This window comes from Hoeflea sp. CAU 1731, assembly GCF_039888615.1.
GTDB lineage: Bacteria > Pseudomonadota > Alphaproteobacteria > Rhizobiales > Rhizobiaceae > Flavimaribacter.
Window position 1 is genome coordinate 126,114 of sequence record NZ_JBDQQS010000012.1, and the last position, 16,639, is coordinate 142,752.

Here is a 16,639-nt window from a genome sequence, read left to right on the forward strand (position 1 = left end):
GGTTCCCGCTCCATTCGGATCTGACTGCTGATGTCGGGCGGCAAACAACCGGTTCTCATGGCTGTGATCGGCGCGCCGCACGGCGTCAGGGGAGAGGTGCGGGTCAAGCCCTTCGGCGAAGACCCGCTTGCGCTTGGCGACTACGGGCCGCTGTTCGACGACAAGGGCAACGCCTATAAAGTCAAGGCGATCCGGCCCTCCAAGACGGTCGTCGTCGTGCGTTTCGACGCGGTCAACAGCCGGGAGCAAGCCGAAGCCCTGAACGGAACCGAGCTTTTCATCGATCGGTCCCGCCTGCCGGATGATGCGCTCGAAGACGACGAGTATTTCCAGGCCGATCTTGTCGGAATGACCGTTCGCGACGCCGAGGCGAAGGATTACGGACAGGTGATCGCCATTCATGATTTCGGCGGCGGCGATATTATCGAACTGCGCAAGGGCGACGCCCGTTCGGTGATGATCCCTTTCAACGGGGACGCGGTCACCGATATCGACATGGAAAGCCGCGTCATAACGGTTTCGCCGCTCGAGGCCGGTCTCGGGGACGAAGACGAGCCAGGCCCCGGCAGCCGCAAACGGCGTCCGCCGCGCCGCAAGCAGGCGGAGCAGGGCGGTTGAGTTTCCGCGCGAGCATTCTCACCCTCTATCCGCAGATGTTTCCGGGACCCTTGTCCGCATCGCTCGCCGGCCGGGCGCTCGAGCGTGGCGACTGGTCGCTTGAGACGGTCCAGATCCGCGACTTTGCGACCGACCGGCATCGCAGAGTTGACGACACGCCGGCCGGCGGCGGCGCCGGCATGGTTCTGAAGGCCGACGTGCTGGCGCGCGCAATCGATCATGCCAGCCCTGAGAGCGATGCGCGGCCAAGACTTCTCATGAGCCCGCGCGGCGCGCCTTTGACGCAGGAACGCGTGCGCGCGTTGGCAGAGGGTCACGGCGTCGTCATCGTCTGCGGCCGTTTCGAGGGCGTCGACCAGCGGGTTATCGACGGCCGCGATCTGGAAGAATTGTCGGTCGGCGATTATGTCCTGTCCGGAGGCGAACCGGCGGCGATCGTCGTGCTCGATGCGATCGTGCGGCTTCTGCCCGGCGTCATGGGCAACGCTCATTCCGGGCAGTCGGAAAGTTTCGAGGACGATCTCCTGGAATATCCGCAGTACACGAAACCGCCGGCCTTCGAGGGTCGGTCGATCCCGGAGGTGCTGTTGTCCGGCAACCATGCGGAGATCGATCGCTGGCGCCGGGAGCAATCGGAGGCGTTGACGATGCGTCGCCGTCCGGATCTTCGCGAACGCAAAAAAAACGAGCAGAAGGGATGACATGGCGGGGTTCATGGTGTAATAGCCCCCGCAACTCGGATCAATCCGAGAACCATCAAGCAAAGAATGGCGTAAACGCTCCTGCCGTAAAGGCGCCCCTTGAGGCTTTGACCAAGAGGAGATTCGAGAGCGCTCTGGCTGTTTCAGAAGAAAGAAAGGTCAAGGGCCATGGATATCATCCGTGAAATCGAGGCTGAGGAAGCCGCGCGTATCGAAGCAAAACGCACGCTGCCGGAATTTTCCGCCGGCGACACCGTGCGCGTTCTGGTTCGCGTGACGGAAGGAACGCGCACCCGCGTTCAGGCCTATGAAGGCGTCTGCATCGCCCGCTCCGGCGGCGGCATCAACGAGAACTTCACTGTCCGCAAGATTTCCTACGGCGAAGGCGTCGAGCGCGTTTTCCCGGTCTACTCGCCGCTGGTTGAAGGCGTCGAAGTCGTGCGCCGCGGCAAGGTCCGCCGCGCCAAGCTCTACTATCTGCGTGAACGCCGCGGCAAGTCTGCGCGCATCACCGAAAACACCAACGTGCGCTCGCGCAAACTGAACGAAGCCGAGCGCAAGGCGATCGCCGACGAAAAGGCGCGCATCGAGGCTGAAAAGATCGCAGCCGCTGAAGCGCTGGCGGCCGAGAAGGCAGCCGCGGAAGCCGCTGAAAAGGAAGCAGCCGCAAAGGCGGCCGCCGAAGCAGCAGCTGCGGAAGAAGCGCCGGCTGAAAACAGCGGCGAATAAGCCTCCATCATCTTTCAGGGATTATCGAACGCGCCTCCTGTCGGGGGCGCGTTTTGTTTTTGCGGGTTCGAATATTCCGGCGCCGTTCGTATAACTTGTAGAGTCCGTCGATTTCGTGAAAAGATGAGCTATTCGGCGCCGGCCGCGTTCGGCGCAACCTGCGATATGTTCGTTTCATTGGGAGACATCCATGACCCTGCTCAAGACAGCTTTCACCGCCCTTGCCGCGCTAGCGGTCTCCACGGCCGCCGCCCTCGCCTCCGATCTTCCGGATTTCGGCGGACGCAATATCGTCGTGGTGACGGAAAACGCCTATCCGCCGCTGCAATTCATCGATCCGAAGACCGGCGATCAGATCGGCTGGGAATATGATGCGATGAACGAGATCGCGAAGCGGCTCAATATCAACGTTACGTACCAGAACACAAGCTGGGATGCGATGATCCAGGCGGTCTCGGATGGTCAGTACGACATCGGCATGACCGGCATCACCATCAAGGAAGACCGTAAGGAAAAGGTAGATTTTTCCGATCCCTATATGCGGTCGCAGATGTTCATGCTGGTGCGCGGCGATGAAGAGCGGTTCAGCGACGCCGCCTCGTTCGCCGCCTTCGAAGACGGCCTGGTCGGCGCGCAGGCCGGCACCACGCCGTTCTATGTCGCCGTCTATGACGTGCTCGACGGAAACGAGCAGAACCCGCGCATCAAGTTGTTCGAGACTTTCGGCGCCCAGGTTCAGGCGCTGCGCACCGGCGATATTGATCTCGTGCTGACCGACGGCACGGCGGGCGAAGGCTACGTGAAGGCGTCCGACGGCGCCCTCAAGCTGGTTGGCGAGCCGCTTGGCACGGAAGATTTCGGCTTCATCTTCCCCAAGGGCACGGATCTGGTCGAGCCGATCAATGCGGCGGTCGCTGCAATGAAGGAAGACGGCACGATCGACGCGCTGAACAAGAAGTGGTTCCTGGATTACGAGCTCGGCAAATAGGCGGCTTTGACGCCCGCCCTGCTCGACCATGAGCGCAAGGCGCAGCTCTGGCGACGGTGATTTTCCCTACTGGCTCGTCGCGGCCGTAATCGCCGCCGTGGCGATCGCGGTCGTCATCGTCGGAGACGACCTCTACCGCCAGGTCTTTGCAGTCGTTTCCAAAGGCGTGTGGATCACCATCTTCGTGACGGTGGTGGCCTTCGCGCTCGCCTCCGCCATCGGCCTGCTGCTCGCTGTCATGGGACTCTCGGAGTCGATCGTCCTTCGCCAGACCGCGCGCTTCTACGTCGAGATCATTCGCGGCGTGCCGATCCTGGTCCTGTTGTTCTATATCGCTTTCGTCGGCGCGCCGGGTTTTGTGCATTTATGGAACTGGATCACCCTGCCGCTGCAGAGCGCGGGTCTGGTCGAACCGCTGCTGGTGCGGGACATTTCGCTTCTGTGGCGAGCGATCATTTCCCTGATGATCGGTTATTCGGCCTTCATATCGGAGGTTTTCAGGGCCGGCATTATGGCGGTCGACGAGGGGCAGGTGGAGGCGGCGAAGGCGCTCGGCCTCAATCGCTGGCAGCGTTTTCGGTTGATCGTCATGCCACAGGCCCTGCGCACCATCCTGCCGCCGCTCGGCAATGATTTCGTGGCGCTGGTCAAGGATTCCTCGCTGGTCTCTGTCCTCGGCGTCGCCGACCTCACCCAGATGGGCAAGGTCTATGCGTCAGGCTCCTTTCGATTCTTCGAAACCTATTCCATCGTCGCCTATATATACCTCATCCTGACGATCGGGCTGTCTCTCGCCTTGCGGGCGCTGGAGCGAAGGCTTCGGAAAGCCAGCCGGGCAAAGGGCAATGCCTGATTGCCGAGGCGGAGAAAGCTTGATATGAAACGTCCACCATGCGTGTACTGATCAGACAAGCCCTGGCCTTTTTCGGACCCGTTCGACATCGTACGTCGACGGCGTTTCTGCCTGTGCATGATCACAAGCGGTTGCCTGGTCGGTTCTTTGCGCGGCTCAAGCATTCGCACGGCTGCCTATCGGCGCCCCAAATCTGAAGTTCCTTGCTCTGTGCAGCGTCCGTGGACTGAACTTCCGATTTGATAGGAACGCCGGCTGGATTGTGTCGCCGGCGTGGTAATCGGATTTGAAGTTGCCGCATGAGACCGCTGAAATGATCAAGGAACGTCATAATCAAATCACCAGAGGCTAACGAGAAGGGTTCGCCCTTGACGGATACCTCGGAAACGCTCGCAATTTTCGGAATGAACCTATGACAAAACCAAGAACACTGTACGACAAGATCTGGGACGACCACCTGGTGGACGAGCAGGATGATGGAACATGCCTGCTCTATATCGATCGCCATCTTGTCCATGAAGTCACCAGCCCGCAGGCTTTCGAAGGCCTGCGCGACACCGGACGGCGCGTTCGCCATCCCTCCCGCACGCTCGCTGTCGTCGACCATAACGTTCCGACGACGCCAGACCGTGTCAACGGCATCATGAACGAGGAAAGCCGCATTCAGGTCGAGGCGCTGGCCAAGAACGCAGCCGAGTTCGATCTGCAATATTTCAACGAGGCGGACATCCGCCAGGGCATCGTCCACATCGTCGGCCCCGAGCAGGGGTTCACCCTGCCCGGAACCACCATCGTATGCGGCGACAGCCACACTTCCACCCATGGCGCGTTCGGCGCCCTGGCGCACGGCATCGGCACGTCCGAGGTCGAGCATGTGCTGGCCACGCAGACCCTGATCCAGAAAAAGGCCAGGAACATGCTGGTCCGGGTGGATAATTCGCTGCCCGAAGGCGTGACGGCCAAGGATATCATTCTGGCGATCATCGGCGAGATCGGCACGGCCGGCGGCACCGGCCACGTCATCGAATTCGCCGGGCAGGCGATCAAGGAACTGACGATGGAAGGCCGCATGACGGTCTGCAACATGACGATCGAGGGCGGCGCCCGCGCCGGACTGATCGCGCCCGATGAAAAGGCTTTCGAATATCTCAAGGACCGTCCGATGTCGCCGAAAGGCGAGCACTGGGAACAGGCCGTCGCTCACTGGCGCACCCTGAAATCGGATGAAGGCGCGCATTTCGACAAGACCATCGTTCTCGACGCCCAAAGCCTGCCGCCCATCGTCTCCTGGGGTTCTTCGCCGGAAGACGTGATTTCCGTAACTGGCGTCGTTCCCAATCCGGCGGATATTCCGGCAGAAACAAAGCGCGCCTCGAAGAAGCGGGCGCTTGCCTATATGGGACTGGAGCCGGGAACGAAGATCACCGACATCGAAATCGACCGTGTTTTCATCGGTTCGTGCACGAACGGACGCATCGAAGACCTTCGCGCCGCCGCCAGGATGGCCGAGGGTCGCAAGGTGCATGAGCGCGTCAACGCCATGGTCGTTCCGGGCTCCGGCCTGGTCAAGGCCCAGGCCGAAGCCGAAGGCCTGGACAAGATTTTCCTCGAGGCCGGATTTGAATGGCGTGAACCGGGCTGTTCCATGTGCCTTGCCATGAACGATGACAGGCTGAAGCCGGAAGAACGCTGCGCTTCGACCTCGAACCGCAATTTCGAGGGCAGGCAGGGCTATCGCGGACGCACCCATCTCGTTTCGCCGGCGATGGCTGCAGCCGCCGCCGTCGCAGGTCGGTTCGTCGATATCCGCGACTGGAAATAAAAGAAATCTCGCAGCGGCTCCAAAGGGCCGCTGCGGCCTCCATCCTTATGGGCGGATGATGCAGACGCCGCTTGCTTCGTCGCAATCCTCGTTCGGCGTATCTTTTCCCACTTCGATGATCTTCATTCCCTGCGGCGGTTGGGTATTGGCCTTGCCTGCCGGCGGCGCGGGAATGTAGCCATAGGCCCCTTGGTAGTAGAAATAGTTGCCGTTGCCGCGAAACCGTTCTCCGGCCAGCGCGCCGGCATAGGTGCCGATGCCTGGTATGCGGGTTGGCAGGCCGACAGCGCCGGAGCCTTCATAGGCCTGCCCGGCTCCCCGGTTTTGGGGAGGTTTGCCGTTCTTGAGGTCTTTCGCCAGCGCCGGATCGCCGACCGCGCAGCCAAAAAGGGCGATCGCTGCGCAGCAGGCGATCGCTTGAACGGTTGGATTGTGTCGGTGACGCCGTTTCGGCATGGAATTTCTCGCAAATGGATGTGCCGCATCCTGTTGCAGAAAACATAATGCGGCGTCCGGTTGCAAGCCACCGCGCCGCGCGTAAAGCTTTTGTTAGGGTTAACGACATGATATTCGCCGGCGCAAACACGGCGCTGCAGCGGCTTGACGCAGCCTTCGCTTTGGCACAAACAGGACGGATCATGAGCACCGAACCGGACATCGACATTTCACCGCTGCGCTTGACCAACGCGCATGAACTGGCCCCTTTGATCGCCGCCTACGCCCAGTCGCTGAAGCGTGGCGCGCCGCGGCGACCGGACGAGTTCTACGCCGAAAGCCTGCTGCAGGATCGCGTGGCGGAAATCCTCGGAGCGCGGCTCGACGGCGAGCTGGTCGGTTTTCTGATTTTCTATGATCTACCCGAACCAGTGTCCGGTCTGCGGCAGGGTCAGGTCGACCACCTCTATGTCCGTGACGATCACCGCGGCAAAGGCATCGCAAAGGCCATGATCGACCTGCTGTCGGACGACGCGGAAGCGCGCGGCTGGAGCAAGCTTGTATTGAACACGCCGCGCAACCCGGATTTCGGCCGCAAGCTGTATGAAAAGATCGCCGCCACCGCCGACTGGTCCAGCTTCATTATTCGTTTCGACCGCTGACAGTCGAAATCGCGGCGCTTCTGAAAAAAAGTCTTTAAACGCGATTTTTCCGAATTGGCGTCGACTGACGCCTTTCAATCGATTTGGAAACGTTCTAGAACACGGGTGCTGGATTTTTCGCAGCGATTTAATCGTTTTAGCGGCTTTTGGCGGCTTTGACGCGATGCAATGAAGCGATTAATGACAGTGTCCCGCCGGGTGGTTGCAACCGTCGCCGCGCGGACAGTTCGTTGAAATCATTCGGAGGCCCCATGGCCAACGCCACTCATAACCGACCGCTTTCTCCGCATCTGGGCATTTACAAACTCTCGCCGACCATGTTCGTGTCGATCGCGCAGCGCATCACCGGAGCCGCGATGTATTTCGGCACGATTCTCGTCGCATGGTGGCTCGTCGCCGCGGCGGCGGGGCCAGGCTATTTCGCATTCGCCAATGCGGTGCTTGGGTCGATTATCGGGCGACTGGTGATTTTCGGATTCACCTGGGCCCTGATGTTCCATACGCTCAACGGCATCCGGTTTCTGGTCGCAGACACCGGACATGGCATGGAAAAACACCTGGCGACAAAGGTCGCGCAGTGGACTCTCATCGGGTCCGGCGTCCTGACGGTTCTCGTCTGGGCCATCGTTCTGATTTTCGGTTGAGGGGGAGACAGCGTCATGGATATGCGCACACCGCTTGCGAAGGTTCGCGGACTGGGATCCGCCAAGGAGGGCACTGACCACTTCTGGCGCCAAAGACTGACGGCGATCGCCAATATTCCGCTGCTCTTGTTTTTTGTGATTTTCATCATGGCCTACCAGGGAGAACCCTATGAGGCCGTGACGGCGGCGCTCGGCAATCCGTTTGTCGCTGTCATCATGGGGCTGGTGATCCTCGTATCGCTCATCCATATGCGGCTCGGCATGCAGGTGATCATCGAGGACTACGTGCACGGAGAGGGGATGAAGATTGCGCTCCTTATCCTGAACACATGCTTCACGGTCTTCATTGCAGCGCTTTCGCTCTTCGCCGTCCTCAAGCTCGGTTTCGGAGGCTGACCGGTAATGAACAGCAGTAACAGCAAAGCCTACGAGCTGACCGAACACACTTTTGACGTCGTTGTAGTCGGCGCCGGCGGCGCCGGTCTCAGGGCCACGCTCGGCATGGCCGAACAGGGTTTGCGGACAGCCTGCATCACCAAGGTTTTCCCGACGCGCTCGCATACTGTGGCCGCCCAGGGCGGCATTGCAGCAAGCTTGCGCAACATGACGCCGGACAGCTGGCAGTGGCACATGTACGACACCATCAAGGGGTCGGACTGGCTTGGCGACAACGACGCCATGGAATATCTTGCCCGCGAGGCGCCGAAAGCCGTCTACGAGCTTGAGCACTACGGCGTGCCTTTTTCGCGCACGGAAGAGGGCAAGATCTATCAACGGCCATTCGGCGGCCACATGCAGAATTTCGGCGAAGGCCCGCCGGTGCAGCGCACATGCGCCGCGGCCGACCGGACAGGCCACGCCATTCTGCATACGCTCTACGGCCAGTCGCTGCGCCATCACGCACAGTTCTTCATCGAGTATTTCGCGATTGACCTGCTGATGAGCGACGACGGCGTATGCACCGGCGTCGTCGCCTGGAACCTTGACGACGGAACGATGCATGTTTTCCGCGCCAAGATGGTGGTGCTTGCCACGGGCGGTTACGGACGCGCGTATTTTTCGGCCACCTCCGCGCACACCTGCACCGGCGACGGCAACGGCATGATCGCCCGCGCGGGCCTGCCGTTGCAGGACATGGAGTTCGTCCAGTTTCATCCAACCGGCATCTACGGCGCCGGCATGCTGATCACCGAGGGCGCGCGCGGCGAGGGCGGCTATCTCGTCAATTCCGAAGGCGAACGCTTCATGGAGCGCTATGCGCCTTCCGCCAAGGATCTTGCCTCGCGCGACGTCGTTTCGCGCTGCATGACCATGGAAATTCGCGAGGGACGCGGCGTCGGCAAGGAAAAGGATCACATCTTCCTGCATCTCGACCACCTCGATCCGGCAGTGCTGGCCGAAAGGCTGCCCGGCATTTCGGAATCAGCGCGGATTTTTGCCGGCGTCGACGTGACGCAGGAGCCGATACCCGTCCTGCCAACCGTGCATTACAACATGGGCGGTATTCCAACCACCTATCACGGAGAGGTGCTTAACCCCACAGACGACGATCCCGATCGTATTCAACCGGGTCTGATGGCGGTTGGCGAGGCAGGCTGTGCATCCGTTCACGGCGCCAACCGGCTGGGATCGAACTCCCTGATCGACCTGGTGGTCTTCGGACGCGCGGCGGCGATCCGCGCCGGTCAGACGATCGACCGGAACTCGGAAATTCCGCATGTGCCGCAGGCGAGCCTGGACAAGATACTCGAACGGTTCGACCGCACGCGTCACGCCAACGGTTCGGTTCCGACGGCGGAGATGCGCGATCGCATGCAGCGCGCCATGCAGGAAGACGCAGCCGTTTTCCGCACCCAGGAATCGCTGGAGCAAGGCTGCAAGCGCATCGACGAGATCTACGCCGCGCTGCCGGATATCAAGGTCACCGACCGGTCCATGATCTGGAACTCCGATCTGGTGGAAACGCTGGAACTGGACAATCTTGCGGTCTGCGCCCTTGTGACTGTTCACGGCGCGGAGGCGCGCAAGGAAAGCCGCGGCGCCCATGCGCGGGAAGATTTTCCCGATCGTGACGACAAGAACTGGCGTGTCCATACGCTGGCCCGTATGGACGAGAAGGGCAAGGTCGACCTCTCATACCGGCCCGTCCATGTTGATCCGCTGACGCCCGAGAGCGAAGGCGGCATCGAGTTGGCGCGCATCGCGCCCAAGAAACGCGTCTATTAGGAAGGTCCGTCATGGTTGAATTCACACTTCCCAAAAACTCGCGGATCACCGAGGGCAAGACGTGGCCGAAGCCAGACGGCGCGTCGAAGCTGCACGAATTCCGCGTCTATCGCTGGTCCCCGGACGAGGGAAAGAACCCCTCGATCGACACCTATTACATTGATGTCGACGATTGTGGACCGATGGTTCTCGACGGTCTGCTCTACATCAAGAATAAGATAGACCCGACGCTGACGCTGCGCCGCTCCTGCCGCGAAGGCGTCTGCGGTTCCTGCGCGATGAATATCGACGGCGCGAACACGCTTGCCTGCACCAAGGGCATGGATGAAATCGACGGTCCGGTGAAGATCTATCCGCTGCCGCATCTTCCGGTGGTCAAGGATCTCGTTCCCGACCTCAACAATTTCTACGCCCAGCACAGGTCAATCGAGCCGTGGCTGCAGACAGTCTCGCCGGCGCCTGAAAAGGAATGGCTGCAGTCGCATGAGGACCGGGTCAAGCTTGACGGTCTCTATGAATGCATTCTGTGCGCCTGCTGCTCGACCTCCTGCCCGAGCTACTGGTGGAACGGCGACCGATATCTCGGTCCCGCCGTATTGTTGCAGGCCTATCGCTGGCTGATAGACAGTCGCGACGAGGCCACCGGCGAACGTCTGGACCAGCTCGAAGATCCCTTCCGGCTCTATCGCTGCCACACCATCATGAACTGCGCCCAGACATGCCCGAAGGGGCTTAATCCGGCCAAGGCGATCGCCGAAATCAAGAAGATGCTGGTCGAGCGGCGCGTCTGATCGCCGCGACCCCACTTAGACTTGCCACAGCTGAACGGCCGCGTGACACGATCAACTCACGCTGACGTGAGTGCTTTTGACTTGAAGAATGCGCGGCGCGGCCTCTACTGGATCAGGAAAGCAATACTGTTCCACGGGAGAAACGCCATGCGCAGATTCACCATTGCAGGACTCATGACCGCCGGACTGGCCGCTGTCGCCGCATACGGGCTCTCGCCCATGCCTGTCTTGCATGCGCAGACGGCCGCAACCTCGGATACCGCGGAGGCGATCTTCGCCGGCGGATGTTTCTGGTGTGTGGAATCGGACTTCGACAAGGTGCCGGGCGTTGTGTCTACGACGTCCGGCTATACCGGCGGCCATCTGGACAATCCGACCTATCGTGATGTCGTCACCGAAACCACGGGCCACCGCGAGGCGGTGCTGGTCGAATATGATCCGGACAAGGTGAGTTACGAGGCATTGCTCGACGCCTATTGGCACAGCGTCGATCCGACCGACGCCGATGGTCAGTTCTGCGACCGTGGCGAGAGCTACACCACGGCCATCTACACGACAAGCGATGACCAGCAGAAGCAGGCGGAGGCCTCGGCGAAGACGATCTCAGCCGAACTGGACGCGCCGGTCGCCACGTTGATCGCGCCGGCGCAGAGATTCTATCCGGCCGAGGACTATCACCAGGACTACTATTTGAAGAATCCGGTTCGCTACAAATATTATCGTTTTGGCTGTCGCCGCGATGCCCGACTCGACCGGCTATGGGGCGATGACGCCCATCGGGGCCTGTCGAAAACGCACTGACCCGGGGTCTGTCAGGGCTGTCTCGGGGGACTGCCAAAACCGCCGGGCGGCGGCCGGCGCATTCCGCCGCGGCCGGGTGAGAGACTGGCCGGCAATTTGGCCGGCGTTCCCCGGAAACAACCCACCGTATACGGATACTCGTCCGTCATGTGGTAGTGATACATTTCCCGCTCCTCGCCATCCCAGATGACCTTGCCGATGTGTCCGTGGCACTCGTCGAGGTCGGCGTTTTTCATACGCTTGCCGCCTTCGCCGTATTTTCCGTATATACCGAACCCGTCCAGCGCATAGCCGATGAGATCTGAATGCCCGCCTGGTCCCGAGCGTGTGTCTTTGATACAGGGCGACATGGTGTGAAAATGATACAGGCCATTGCGCTCCGGGTGTCCGGCGCACGCATCCATGATTTCATGCGCCGGCGCGTCCTTGCCGCGACCATCCAGGGCATTGAAGATGGCCGTGTTGGTGACCGTGAGCCCGATCATGCCCATCGGCGCGCACTGCGCGCGTCTTGCGGTCGCCGGCAGCGCCGGCATGGAGTAGGCAATGTCTGTCTTTCTTATACTGCCCGGATTCCTGTCATAGGCAAAGGCTTCATCCTGCGGACGAATGGGAAATCGGCCTGTCGGCGTTTCCGGTAAAGTGTTCGACCGGACCACCCGTTTCTCTCCTTCCAGCGATATCCTGAGTTCGGCCGGCCACGAGACAGAGCCCGGGACTGTAGGCTTGAGATCAGGATCGTAAGTCGTTCTGCCAAGCCAGTCTCCGCTTGCGTGAGCGCCGCCCGCATTGGGATTGAATCGCTGCTGGCAGGAAAAGATATAATCCATTTTCGGGCGGTTCGAGATCTTGCCGTCGCCCAGTGGCAATTGGTGGGCGCCGGTGCTTGCAATCGCCGAGGAAAACAGCGCCGCGCCGCCCAGCAAAATGGTGAATCGTCTTGATCTATCCACTATTAAGTGTCCGGATTTCGTATACATGAAATATTACGTCTTGAAATTGAAATGACCGGATTACACTTCTGAAGTTCGCCAAGGTCAACCGGCGCGCGGGTCCGAATTTGTCGCAAAATGTAACCGGGCGATGATCAGAGGCGCATCGTATCGGCGCGTCATATCGCTATTGGGACTGGCTGATCGGATGATTTCCGCGATCGTCCCTGAATCGGGTCGTGATACGATTTCATCCATTTTTATTACAATTTCGCCATCATTGTATATTGAAAGCTAACGACTATTATGGGTAAGGAAGCGCCCGGACGGGCGTGTGTCTCGCGTAATACGGAACAGGGATTTGAAGATGCGGAATATTGCAGTGCTGATGCTCATCGGCCTCGTCGTCGCGACAGCCGGCTGTCAGCGCACGAATTACCGGCCATTGCCCAAGCCTGAACCGCTTTCTCCGGCGCCTGTGGGCACTGTGCAGAGCGGACAACTGTCTTCGCCCGGCGACGCCAGCGGTTTCCCGGAAGCCCCGGCTGACGGCCAGTCGCAGGAGCAATTCGAGACGGCCGCAGCAGGCGCTCCGGCGGTTACGCGTGAAGCTCTGGTCGGCCGCTGGACGATTTCAGCGAGCGGATCGAATTGCGATCTGTTCCTTGCGTTGACCAAATGGACCGGCGGCTACCGCGCGGCCACACGCGGTTGCAGCAACGAGGCGGCCCTGGTCTCGGCCTGGGACGTCCAGGGCAATCAGGTCCTGCTATCCGACAACTCCGGCAACCAGTTTGCCCGGCTCTACAAGTCCGGTGAGGAAGCCTACAACGGAACCACGAAGTCCGGACAGCCAGTCAGCCTGAGCCGCTGATCCGAATGACCGGTTGGTCAGCGCTTGCACTGGTGACCTCTCGATGAAGGATATTGCCGAACGCACGACCGTGGTCGAGCGTTACAAGGCGCTCGTGACGAGGGACGCGCTGCAGGAGGACGAGGCGCAGATCGAGCTCGCTGACAGGCTCGATCACGTGCTGTCCGAAATCAGCGCCAAGCGCCTGCGTTCCAAATCGAGCTCGCTGGGCTGGCTTTTCGCGCGCAAGAAGAACGAACCCCCCAAGGTTCGCGGCCTCTATATCTACGGGTCTGTTGGCCGCGGCAAAACCATGCTCATGGACCTCTTCTACAAGCTGGTTCCCGCTCATAAAAAGCGTCGCGTGCATTTCCACGCCTTCATGGCTGACGTCCATGATCGCATCAACGCCCACAGGAAGGCGCACAAGCGGGGTGAAACGCCGGAAGCCGATCCGATGCCCCCGGTCGCCGAACAGCTCATCGAAGAAGCCTGGGTGTTGTGCTTCGACGAATTTTCCGTCACCGACATCACCGACGCGATGATCCTGTCGCGCTTGTTCGAGCAGCTCTTTTCCCGCGGCTGCGTCCTCATCGCCACGTCGAATGTGGAGCCGGACGATCTCTATCGCGACGGGCTCAACCGGCAGCTCTTCCTGCCCTTCATCGATCTGTTGAAGGACGAGGTCGATATATTCAACCTCGATGCGCGAACGGACTACCGGCTCGAGAAGTTGCGCCGGCTGCCCGTCTATCTGCACCCGCTCAACGACGAGACGCGCATCGCCTTTGCGAAGACCTGGAAAGAGGTTATCGCCGGCGAACAAATCCGCCAGGATACGATCGAGGTCATGGGCCGGCGTCTGACCGTGCCGCTCGTCGCGGACGGCGTCGCGCGCTTCAGCTTCGAGGAGCTTTGCCGCCAGCCGCTCGGAGCGCGGGACTATCTCGCCATCACCGCGAGATACCACACGATCTTCATCGAGAACGTGCCGGTGCTCGATCAGAGCATGCGCAATGAGGCGAAGCGGTTCATCAACCTGGTCGACGCGCTTTACGATTCCGGAACCCTGATCTACATGACGGCGGCCGCTGATCCCGAGAACCTGTTCCGCTCCGGCACGGGGACGGAAGGTTTCGAATTCGCCCGCACGGCCTCTCGTCTGTTCGAGATGCAGAGCCTCGACTATGTTTCCGCGACCCGCGCAGCCAGGGTCGAATGAACAGGAAATAGGCAAAATTCTTACGTTTACGTAAGTCCCGAAAGATATAACCGTTTGAATTTGCTCATATCCAAAGTTTAAGTTGCCAAATTTTGGAGAGGAGTCTAATCACATGGCCGTTCTTCGGGGACAAATGACCAGCAGACTGAGACAATCGGAGGTGTCATCGTATGGCGCGCAATAAAATCGCTTTGATCGGATCCGGCATGATTGGCGGCACTTTGGCCCACCTTGCTGGTCTTAAGGAGATGGGGGATGTCGTTCTTTTCGACATCGCCGAGGGAATTCCCCAGGGCAAGGGACTGGATATCGCCGAATCCTCGCCGGTCGACGGTTTTGACGCAGCGATGACCGGCGTCAACGACTATGCGGGGATCGAGGGCGCGGATGTCTGCATCGTGACCGCCGGCGTGCCGCGCAAGCCGGGCATGAGCCGCGACGATCTTCTCGAAATCAATCTGAAGGTAATGGAGCAGGTTGGCGCGGGCATCAAGAAATACGCTCCCGACGCTTTCGTCATCTGCATTACCAATCCGCTCGACGCGATGGTCTGGGCCCTGCAGAAATTCTCCGGTATGCCGAAGAACAAGGTTGTCGGCATGGCCGGCGTGCTCGACAGTTCGCGCTTCCGCTACTTCCTCGCCGAAGAATTCAAGGTGTCGGTTGAAGACGTCACGGCCTTCGTGCTGGGCGGACACGGCGACTCCATGGTGCCGCTGGCGCGCTACTCGACCGTCGCAGGCATTCCGCTGACCGACCTCGTCAAGATGGGCTGGGTCACCAAGGCGCGCCTTGAAGAAATCATCCAGCGCACCCGCGACGGCGGCGCCGAGATTGTCGGACTGCTGAAAACCGGCTCGGCCTATTACGCTCCGGCCGCGTCGGCGATCGCGATGGCCGAATCCTACCTCAAGGACAAGAAGCGCGTGCTGCCTTGCGCCGCCTATCTTTCCGGTCAGTACGGCGTCAAGGACCTGTATGTCGGCGTTCCCGTGATCATCGGCTCCGACGGCGTTGAGCGGATCATCGAGATTGACCTCAACAAGTCCGAGCAGAAGGCTTTCGACAGTTCGGTCTCCGCGGTTGCGGGATTGTGCGAAGCCTGCATGAACATCGCTCCCAATCTGAAATAGTCCAGCCGTAACGCGAGTCGGAAATCTTCCATGAACATACATGAATATCAGGCCAAGGCCCTTCTGAAGGACTTTGGCGCTCCCGTCGCCGAGGGCGTGCCCGTATTTGCCGCCGATGAGGCGGAAGCGGCCGCCAAGAAACTCCCCGGGCCGCTTTACGTGGTCAAGAGCCAGATCCATGCGGGCGGTCGCGGCAAGGGCAAGTTCAAGGAACTGTCCGCCGACGCCAAGGGCGGCGTCAGGCTCGCGGGCTCTGTCGAGGAAGTCATCGGCAACACGAATGAAATGCTCGGCAATACGCTCGTCACCAAGCAGACGGGTCCCGCCGGCAAGCAGGTCAACCGCCTCTATATCGAGGACGGCGCCGATATTGACCGCGAACTCTATCTTTCGATCCTCGTCGACCGCACCGTTGGCCGTCCCGCTTTCGTGGTCTCCACGGAAGGCGGCATGGACATCGAAGCGGTGGCCGAGGAAACGCCGGAGAAGATCCTGACGCTGGCGATCGACCCCGAAACCGGCGTCACGGCGGCGGATTCGGCGAAACTGAGCGATGCGCTGGAGCTGCAGGGCGAAGCGCGGTCGGACGGCGAGACGCTGTTTCCGATCCTCTACAAGGCCTTCACCGAAAAGGACATGAGCCTGCTCGAGGTCAACCCGCTCATCGTTATGGAAAACGGCAGACTGCGCGTTCTCGACGCCAAGGTGTCCTTCGACGGCAATGCGCTGTTCCGCCATCCCGACATTGTCGAACTGCGTGACGTGACGGAAGAGGACGAGAAGGAGATCGAAGCCTCAAGGCACGATCTCGCCTACGTCGCTCTCGACGGCAATATCGGCTGTATGGTCAATGGCGCGGGCCTCGCCATGGCGACCATGGACATCATCAAGCTTTACGGCGCAGAGCCGGCTAACTTTCTCGACGTCGGCGGCGGCGCCACGACCGAAAAGGTCACGGCCGCCTTCAAGATCATCACGGCGGATCCGGCGGTGGAAGGCATCCTCGTCAACATCTTCGGCGGCATCATGCGCTGCGACGTGATCGCCGAAGGCGTCGTCACCGCGGTCAAGGAAGTCGGCCTCAAGGTTCCGCTGGTCGTTCGGCTGGAAGGAACCAATGTCGAGAAAGGCAAGAAGATCATCAACGAGAGCGGTCTCAACGTGATCGCCGCCGATGATCTCGACGACGCCGCCCAGAAGATCGTCAAGGCGGTCAAGGGAGCCTGAGC

General features: G+C 60.4%; 18 protein-coding genes. 16 read left to right on the forward strand and 2 right to left on the reverse strand.

Features of this window, described 5'->3' with window-relative positions; genetic code table 11:
- The first annotated feature begins 30 nt into the window (after window positions 1-30).
- From rimM to leuC, 6 genes are all read left to right on the forward strand, one after another.
- Window positions 31-618: a ribosome maturation factor RimM gene (rimM, locus tag AAFN47_RS19385; RefSeq protein ID WP_499810896.1), complete on the forward strand. Its 588-nt coding sequence runs from the start codon at window positions 31-33 to the stop codon at window positions 616-618.
- Window positions 615-1,319, forward strand: coding sequence for a tRNA (guanosine(37)-N1)-methyltransferase TrmD (gene trmD, locus AAFN47_RS19390; RefSeq protein WP_499810897.1), 705 nt, complete (start codon window positions 615-617; stop codon window positions 1,317-1,319). The genes rimM and trmD overlap by 4 nt, the downstream gene beginning before the upstream one ends.
- Window positions 1,320-1,487: 168 nt before the next feature.
- A complete protein-coding gene (gene rplS, locus AAFN47_RS19395; RefSeq protein WP_499810898.1) occupies window positions 1,488-2,048 on the forward strand; it encodes a 50S ribosomal protein L19 in 561 nt (186 codons plus the stop codon).
- A 190-nt stretch (window positions 2,049-2,238) separates the two neighbouring features.
- The gene (locus AAFN47_RS19400; RefSeq protein WP_499810899.1) at window positions 2,239-3,036 is read left to right on the forward strand and encodes a transporter substrate-binding domain-containing protein; all 798 of its coding nucleotides are present in this window, start codon (window positions 2,239-2,241) and stop codon (window positions 3,034-3,036) included.
- A gap of 28 nt (window positions 3,037-3,064) precedes the next feature.
- Entirely contained in the window at window positions 3,065-3,889 is an 825-nt protein-coding gene (locus tag AAFN47_RS19405; protein WP_499810900.1) for an amino acid ABC transporter permease, read from the forward strand.
- Between the two features lie 412 nt (window positions 3,890-4,301).
- The gene (gene leuC, locus AAFN47_RS19410) at window positions 4,302-5,711 is read left to right on the forward strand and encodes a 3-isopropylmalate dehydratase large subunit (RefSeq protein WP_499810901.1); all 1,410 of its coding nucleotides are present in this window, start codon (window positions 4,302-4,304) and stop codon (window positions 5,709-5,711) included.
- Between the two features lie 45 nt (window positions 5,712-5,756).
- On the opposite strand, the gene AAFN47_RS19415 is transcribed toward leuC, so the two are convergent.
- Window positions 5,757-6,167, reverse strand: coding sequence for a hypothetical protein (locus AAFN47_RS19415; RefSeq protein WP_499810902.1), 411 nt, complete (start codon window positions 6,165-6,167; stop codon window positions 5,757-5,759).
- Between the two features lie 182 nt (window positions 6,168-6,349).
- On the opposite strand from AAFN47_RS19415, the gene AAFN47_RS19420 reads away from it, so the two are divergent.
- The 6 genes from AAFN47_RS19420 (at window position 6,350) to msrA (ending at window position 11,270) form a co-directional block, all read left to right on the forward strand.
- Window positions 6,350-6,808 (forward strand): GNAT family N-acetyltransferase, encoded by a 459-nt coding sequence (locus AAFN47_RS19420; RefSeq protein WP_499810903.1) that lies wholly within the window; start codon window positions 6,350-6,352, stop codon window positions 6,806-6,808.
- Between the two features lie 251 nt (window positions 6,809-7,059).
- The gene (gene sdhC / locus AAFN47_RS19425) at window positions 7,060-7,452 is read left to right on the forward strand and encodes a succinate dehydrogenase, cytochrome b556 subunit (RefSeq protein ID WP_499810904.1); all 393 of its coding nucleotides are present in this window, start codon (window positions 7,060-7,062) and stop codon (window positions 7,450-7,452) included.
- 15 nt (window positions 7,453-7,467) lie between these two features.
- A complete protein-coding gene (gene sdhD / locus AAFN47_RS19430) occupies window positions 7,468-7,848 on the forward strand; it encodes a succinate dehydrogenase, hydrophobic membrane anchor protein (RefSeq protein WP_499810905.1) in 381 nt (126 codons plus the stop codon).
- 6 nt (window positions 7,849-7,854) lie between these two features.
- On the forward strand, window positions 7,855-9,678 hold the full coding sequence (sdhA, locus tag AAFN47_RS19435; RefSeq protein WP_499810906.1) for a succinate dehydrogenase flavoprotein subunit: 1,824 nt from the start codon (window positions 7,855-7,857) through the stop codon (window positions 9,676-9,678).
- Window positions 9,679-9,689: 11 nt separating this feature from the next.
- Complete coding sequence (locus tag AAFN47_RS19440) at window positions 9,690-10,469, forward strand: succinate dehydrogenase iron-sulfur subunit (RefSeq protein WP_499810907.1); 780 nt, start codon at window positions 9,690-9,692, stop codon at window positions 10,467-10,469.
- Between the two features lie 147 nt (window positions 10,470-10,616).
- Window positions 10,617-11,270, forward strand: coding sequence for a peptide-methionine (S)-S-oxide reductase MsrA (gene msrA / locus AAFN47_RS19445; protein ID WP_499810908.1), 654 nt, complete (start codon window positions 10,617-10,619; stop codon window positions 11,268-11,270).
- A gap of 11 nt (window positions 11,271-11,281) precedes the next feature.
- On the opposite strand, the gene AAFN47_RS19450 is transcribed toward msrA, so the two are convergent.
- Window positions 11,282-12,223 carry a YHYH protein gene (locus tag AAFN47_RS19450; RefSeq protein WP_499810909.1) on the reverse strand — a complete coding sequence of 314 codons (942 nt, stop codon included), beginning with the start codon at window positions 12,221-12,223 and terminating at the stop codon, window positions 11,282-11,284.
- A 346-nt stretch (window positions 12,224-12,569) separates the two neighbouring features.
- Between AAFN47_RS19450 and AAFN47_RS19455 the strand changes: the two genes are divergently transcribed.
- The 4 genes from AAFN47_RS19455 to sucC all read left to right on the forward strand — a co-directional run bounded on the left by AAFN47_RS19455 (window position 12,570) and on the right by sucC (window position 16,637).
- Window positions 12,570-13,076: a protease inhibitor Inh/omp19 family protein gene (locus tag AAFN47_RS19455; RefSeq protein ID WP_499810910.1), complete on the forward strand. Its 507-nt coding sequence runs from the start codon at window positions 12,570-12,572 to the stop codon at window positions 13,074-13,076.
- 43 nt (window positions 13,077-13,119) lie between these two features.
- Window positions 13,120-14,277, forward strand: a complete 1,158-nt coding sequence (gene zapE, locus AAFN47_RS19460; RefSeq protein ID WP_499810911.1) for a cell division protein ZapE — start codon at window positions 13,120-13,122, stop codon at window positions 14,275-14,277.
- 170 nt (window positions 14,278-14,447) lie between these two features.
- Window positions 14,448-15,410 carry a malate dehydrogenase gene (gene mdh, locus AAFN47_RS19465; RefSeq protein ID WP_499810912.1) on the forward strand — a complete coding sequence of 321 codons (963 nt, stop codon included), beginning with the start codon at window positions 14,448-14,450 and terminating at the stop codon, window positions 15,408-15,410.
- 30 nt (window positions 15,411-15,440) lie between these two features.
- Window positions 15,441-16,637, forward strand: coding sequence for an ADP-forming succinate--CoA ligase subunit beta (gene sucC / locus AAFN47_RS19470; RefSeq protein ID WP_499810913.1), 1,197 nt, complete (start codon window positions 15,441-15,443; stop codon window positions 16,635-16,637).
- Window positions 16,638-16,639: the final 2 nt, after the last annotated feature.

Bases quoted from the DNA above. Each gene is read 5' to 3' on its own strand.
- rimM (WP_499810896.1), top strand. From the start codon at position 31: ATGTCGGGCGGCAAACAACCGGTTCTCATGGCTGTGATCGGCGCGCCG.
- rplS (WP_499810898.1), top strand. From the start codon at position 1,488: ATGGATATCATCCGTGAAATCGAGGCTGAGGAAGCCGCGCGTATCGAA.
- AAFN47_RS19400 (WP_499810899.1), top strand. From the start codon at position 2,239: ATGACCCTGCTCAAGACAGCTTTCACCGCCCTTGCCGCGCTAGCGGTC.
- AAFN47_RS19405 (WP_499810900.1), top strand. From the start codon at position 3,065: ATGAGCGCAAGGCGCAGCTCTGGCGACGGTGATTTTCCCTACTGGCTC.
- leuC (WP_499810901.1), top strand. From the start codon at position 4,302: ATGACAAAACCAAGAACACTGTACGACAAGATCTGGGACGACCACCTG.
- AAFN47_RS19415 (WP_499810902.1), bottom strand. From the start codon at position 6,167: ATGCCGAAACGGCGTCACCGACACAATCCAACCGTTCAAGCGATCGCC.
- AAFN47_RS19420 (WP_499810903.1), top strand. From the start codon at position 6,350: ATGAGCACCGAACCGGACATCGACATTTCACCGCTGCGCTTGACCAAC.
- sdhC (WP_499810904.1), top strand. From the start codon at position 7,060: ATGGCCAACGCCACTCATAACCGACCGCTTTCTCCGCATCTGGGCATT.
- sdhD (WP_499810905.1), top strand. From the start codon at position 7,468: ATGGATATGCGCACACCGCTTGCGAAGGTTCGCGGACTGGGATCCGCC.
- sdhA (WP_499810906.1), top strand. From the start codon at position 7,855: ATGAACAGCAGTAACAGCAAAGCCTACGAGCTGACCGAACACACTTTT.
- AAFN47_RS19440 (WP_499810907.1), top strand. From the start codon at position 9,690: ATGGTTGAATTCACACTTCCCAAAAACTCGCGGATCACCGAGGGCAAG.
- msrA (WP_499810908.1), top strand. From the start codon at position 10,617: ATGCGCAGATTCACCATTGCAGGACTCATGACCGCCGGACTGGCCGCT.
- AAFN47_RS19455 (WP_499810910.1), top strand. From the start codon at position 12,570: ATGCGGAATATTGCAGTGCTGATGCTCATCGGCCTCGTCGTCGCGACA.
- zapE (WP_499810911.1), top strand. From the start codon at position 13,120: ATGAAGGATATTGCCGAACGCACGACCGTGGTCGAGCGTTACAAGGCG.
- mdh (WP_499810912.1), top strand. From the start codon at position 14,448: ATGGCGCGCAATAAAATCGCTTTGATCGGATCCGGCATGATTGGCGGC.
- sucC (WP_499810913.1), top strand. From the start codon at position 15,441: ATGAACATACATGAATATCAGGCCAAGGCCCTTCTGAAGGACTTTGGC.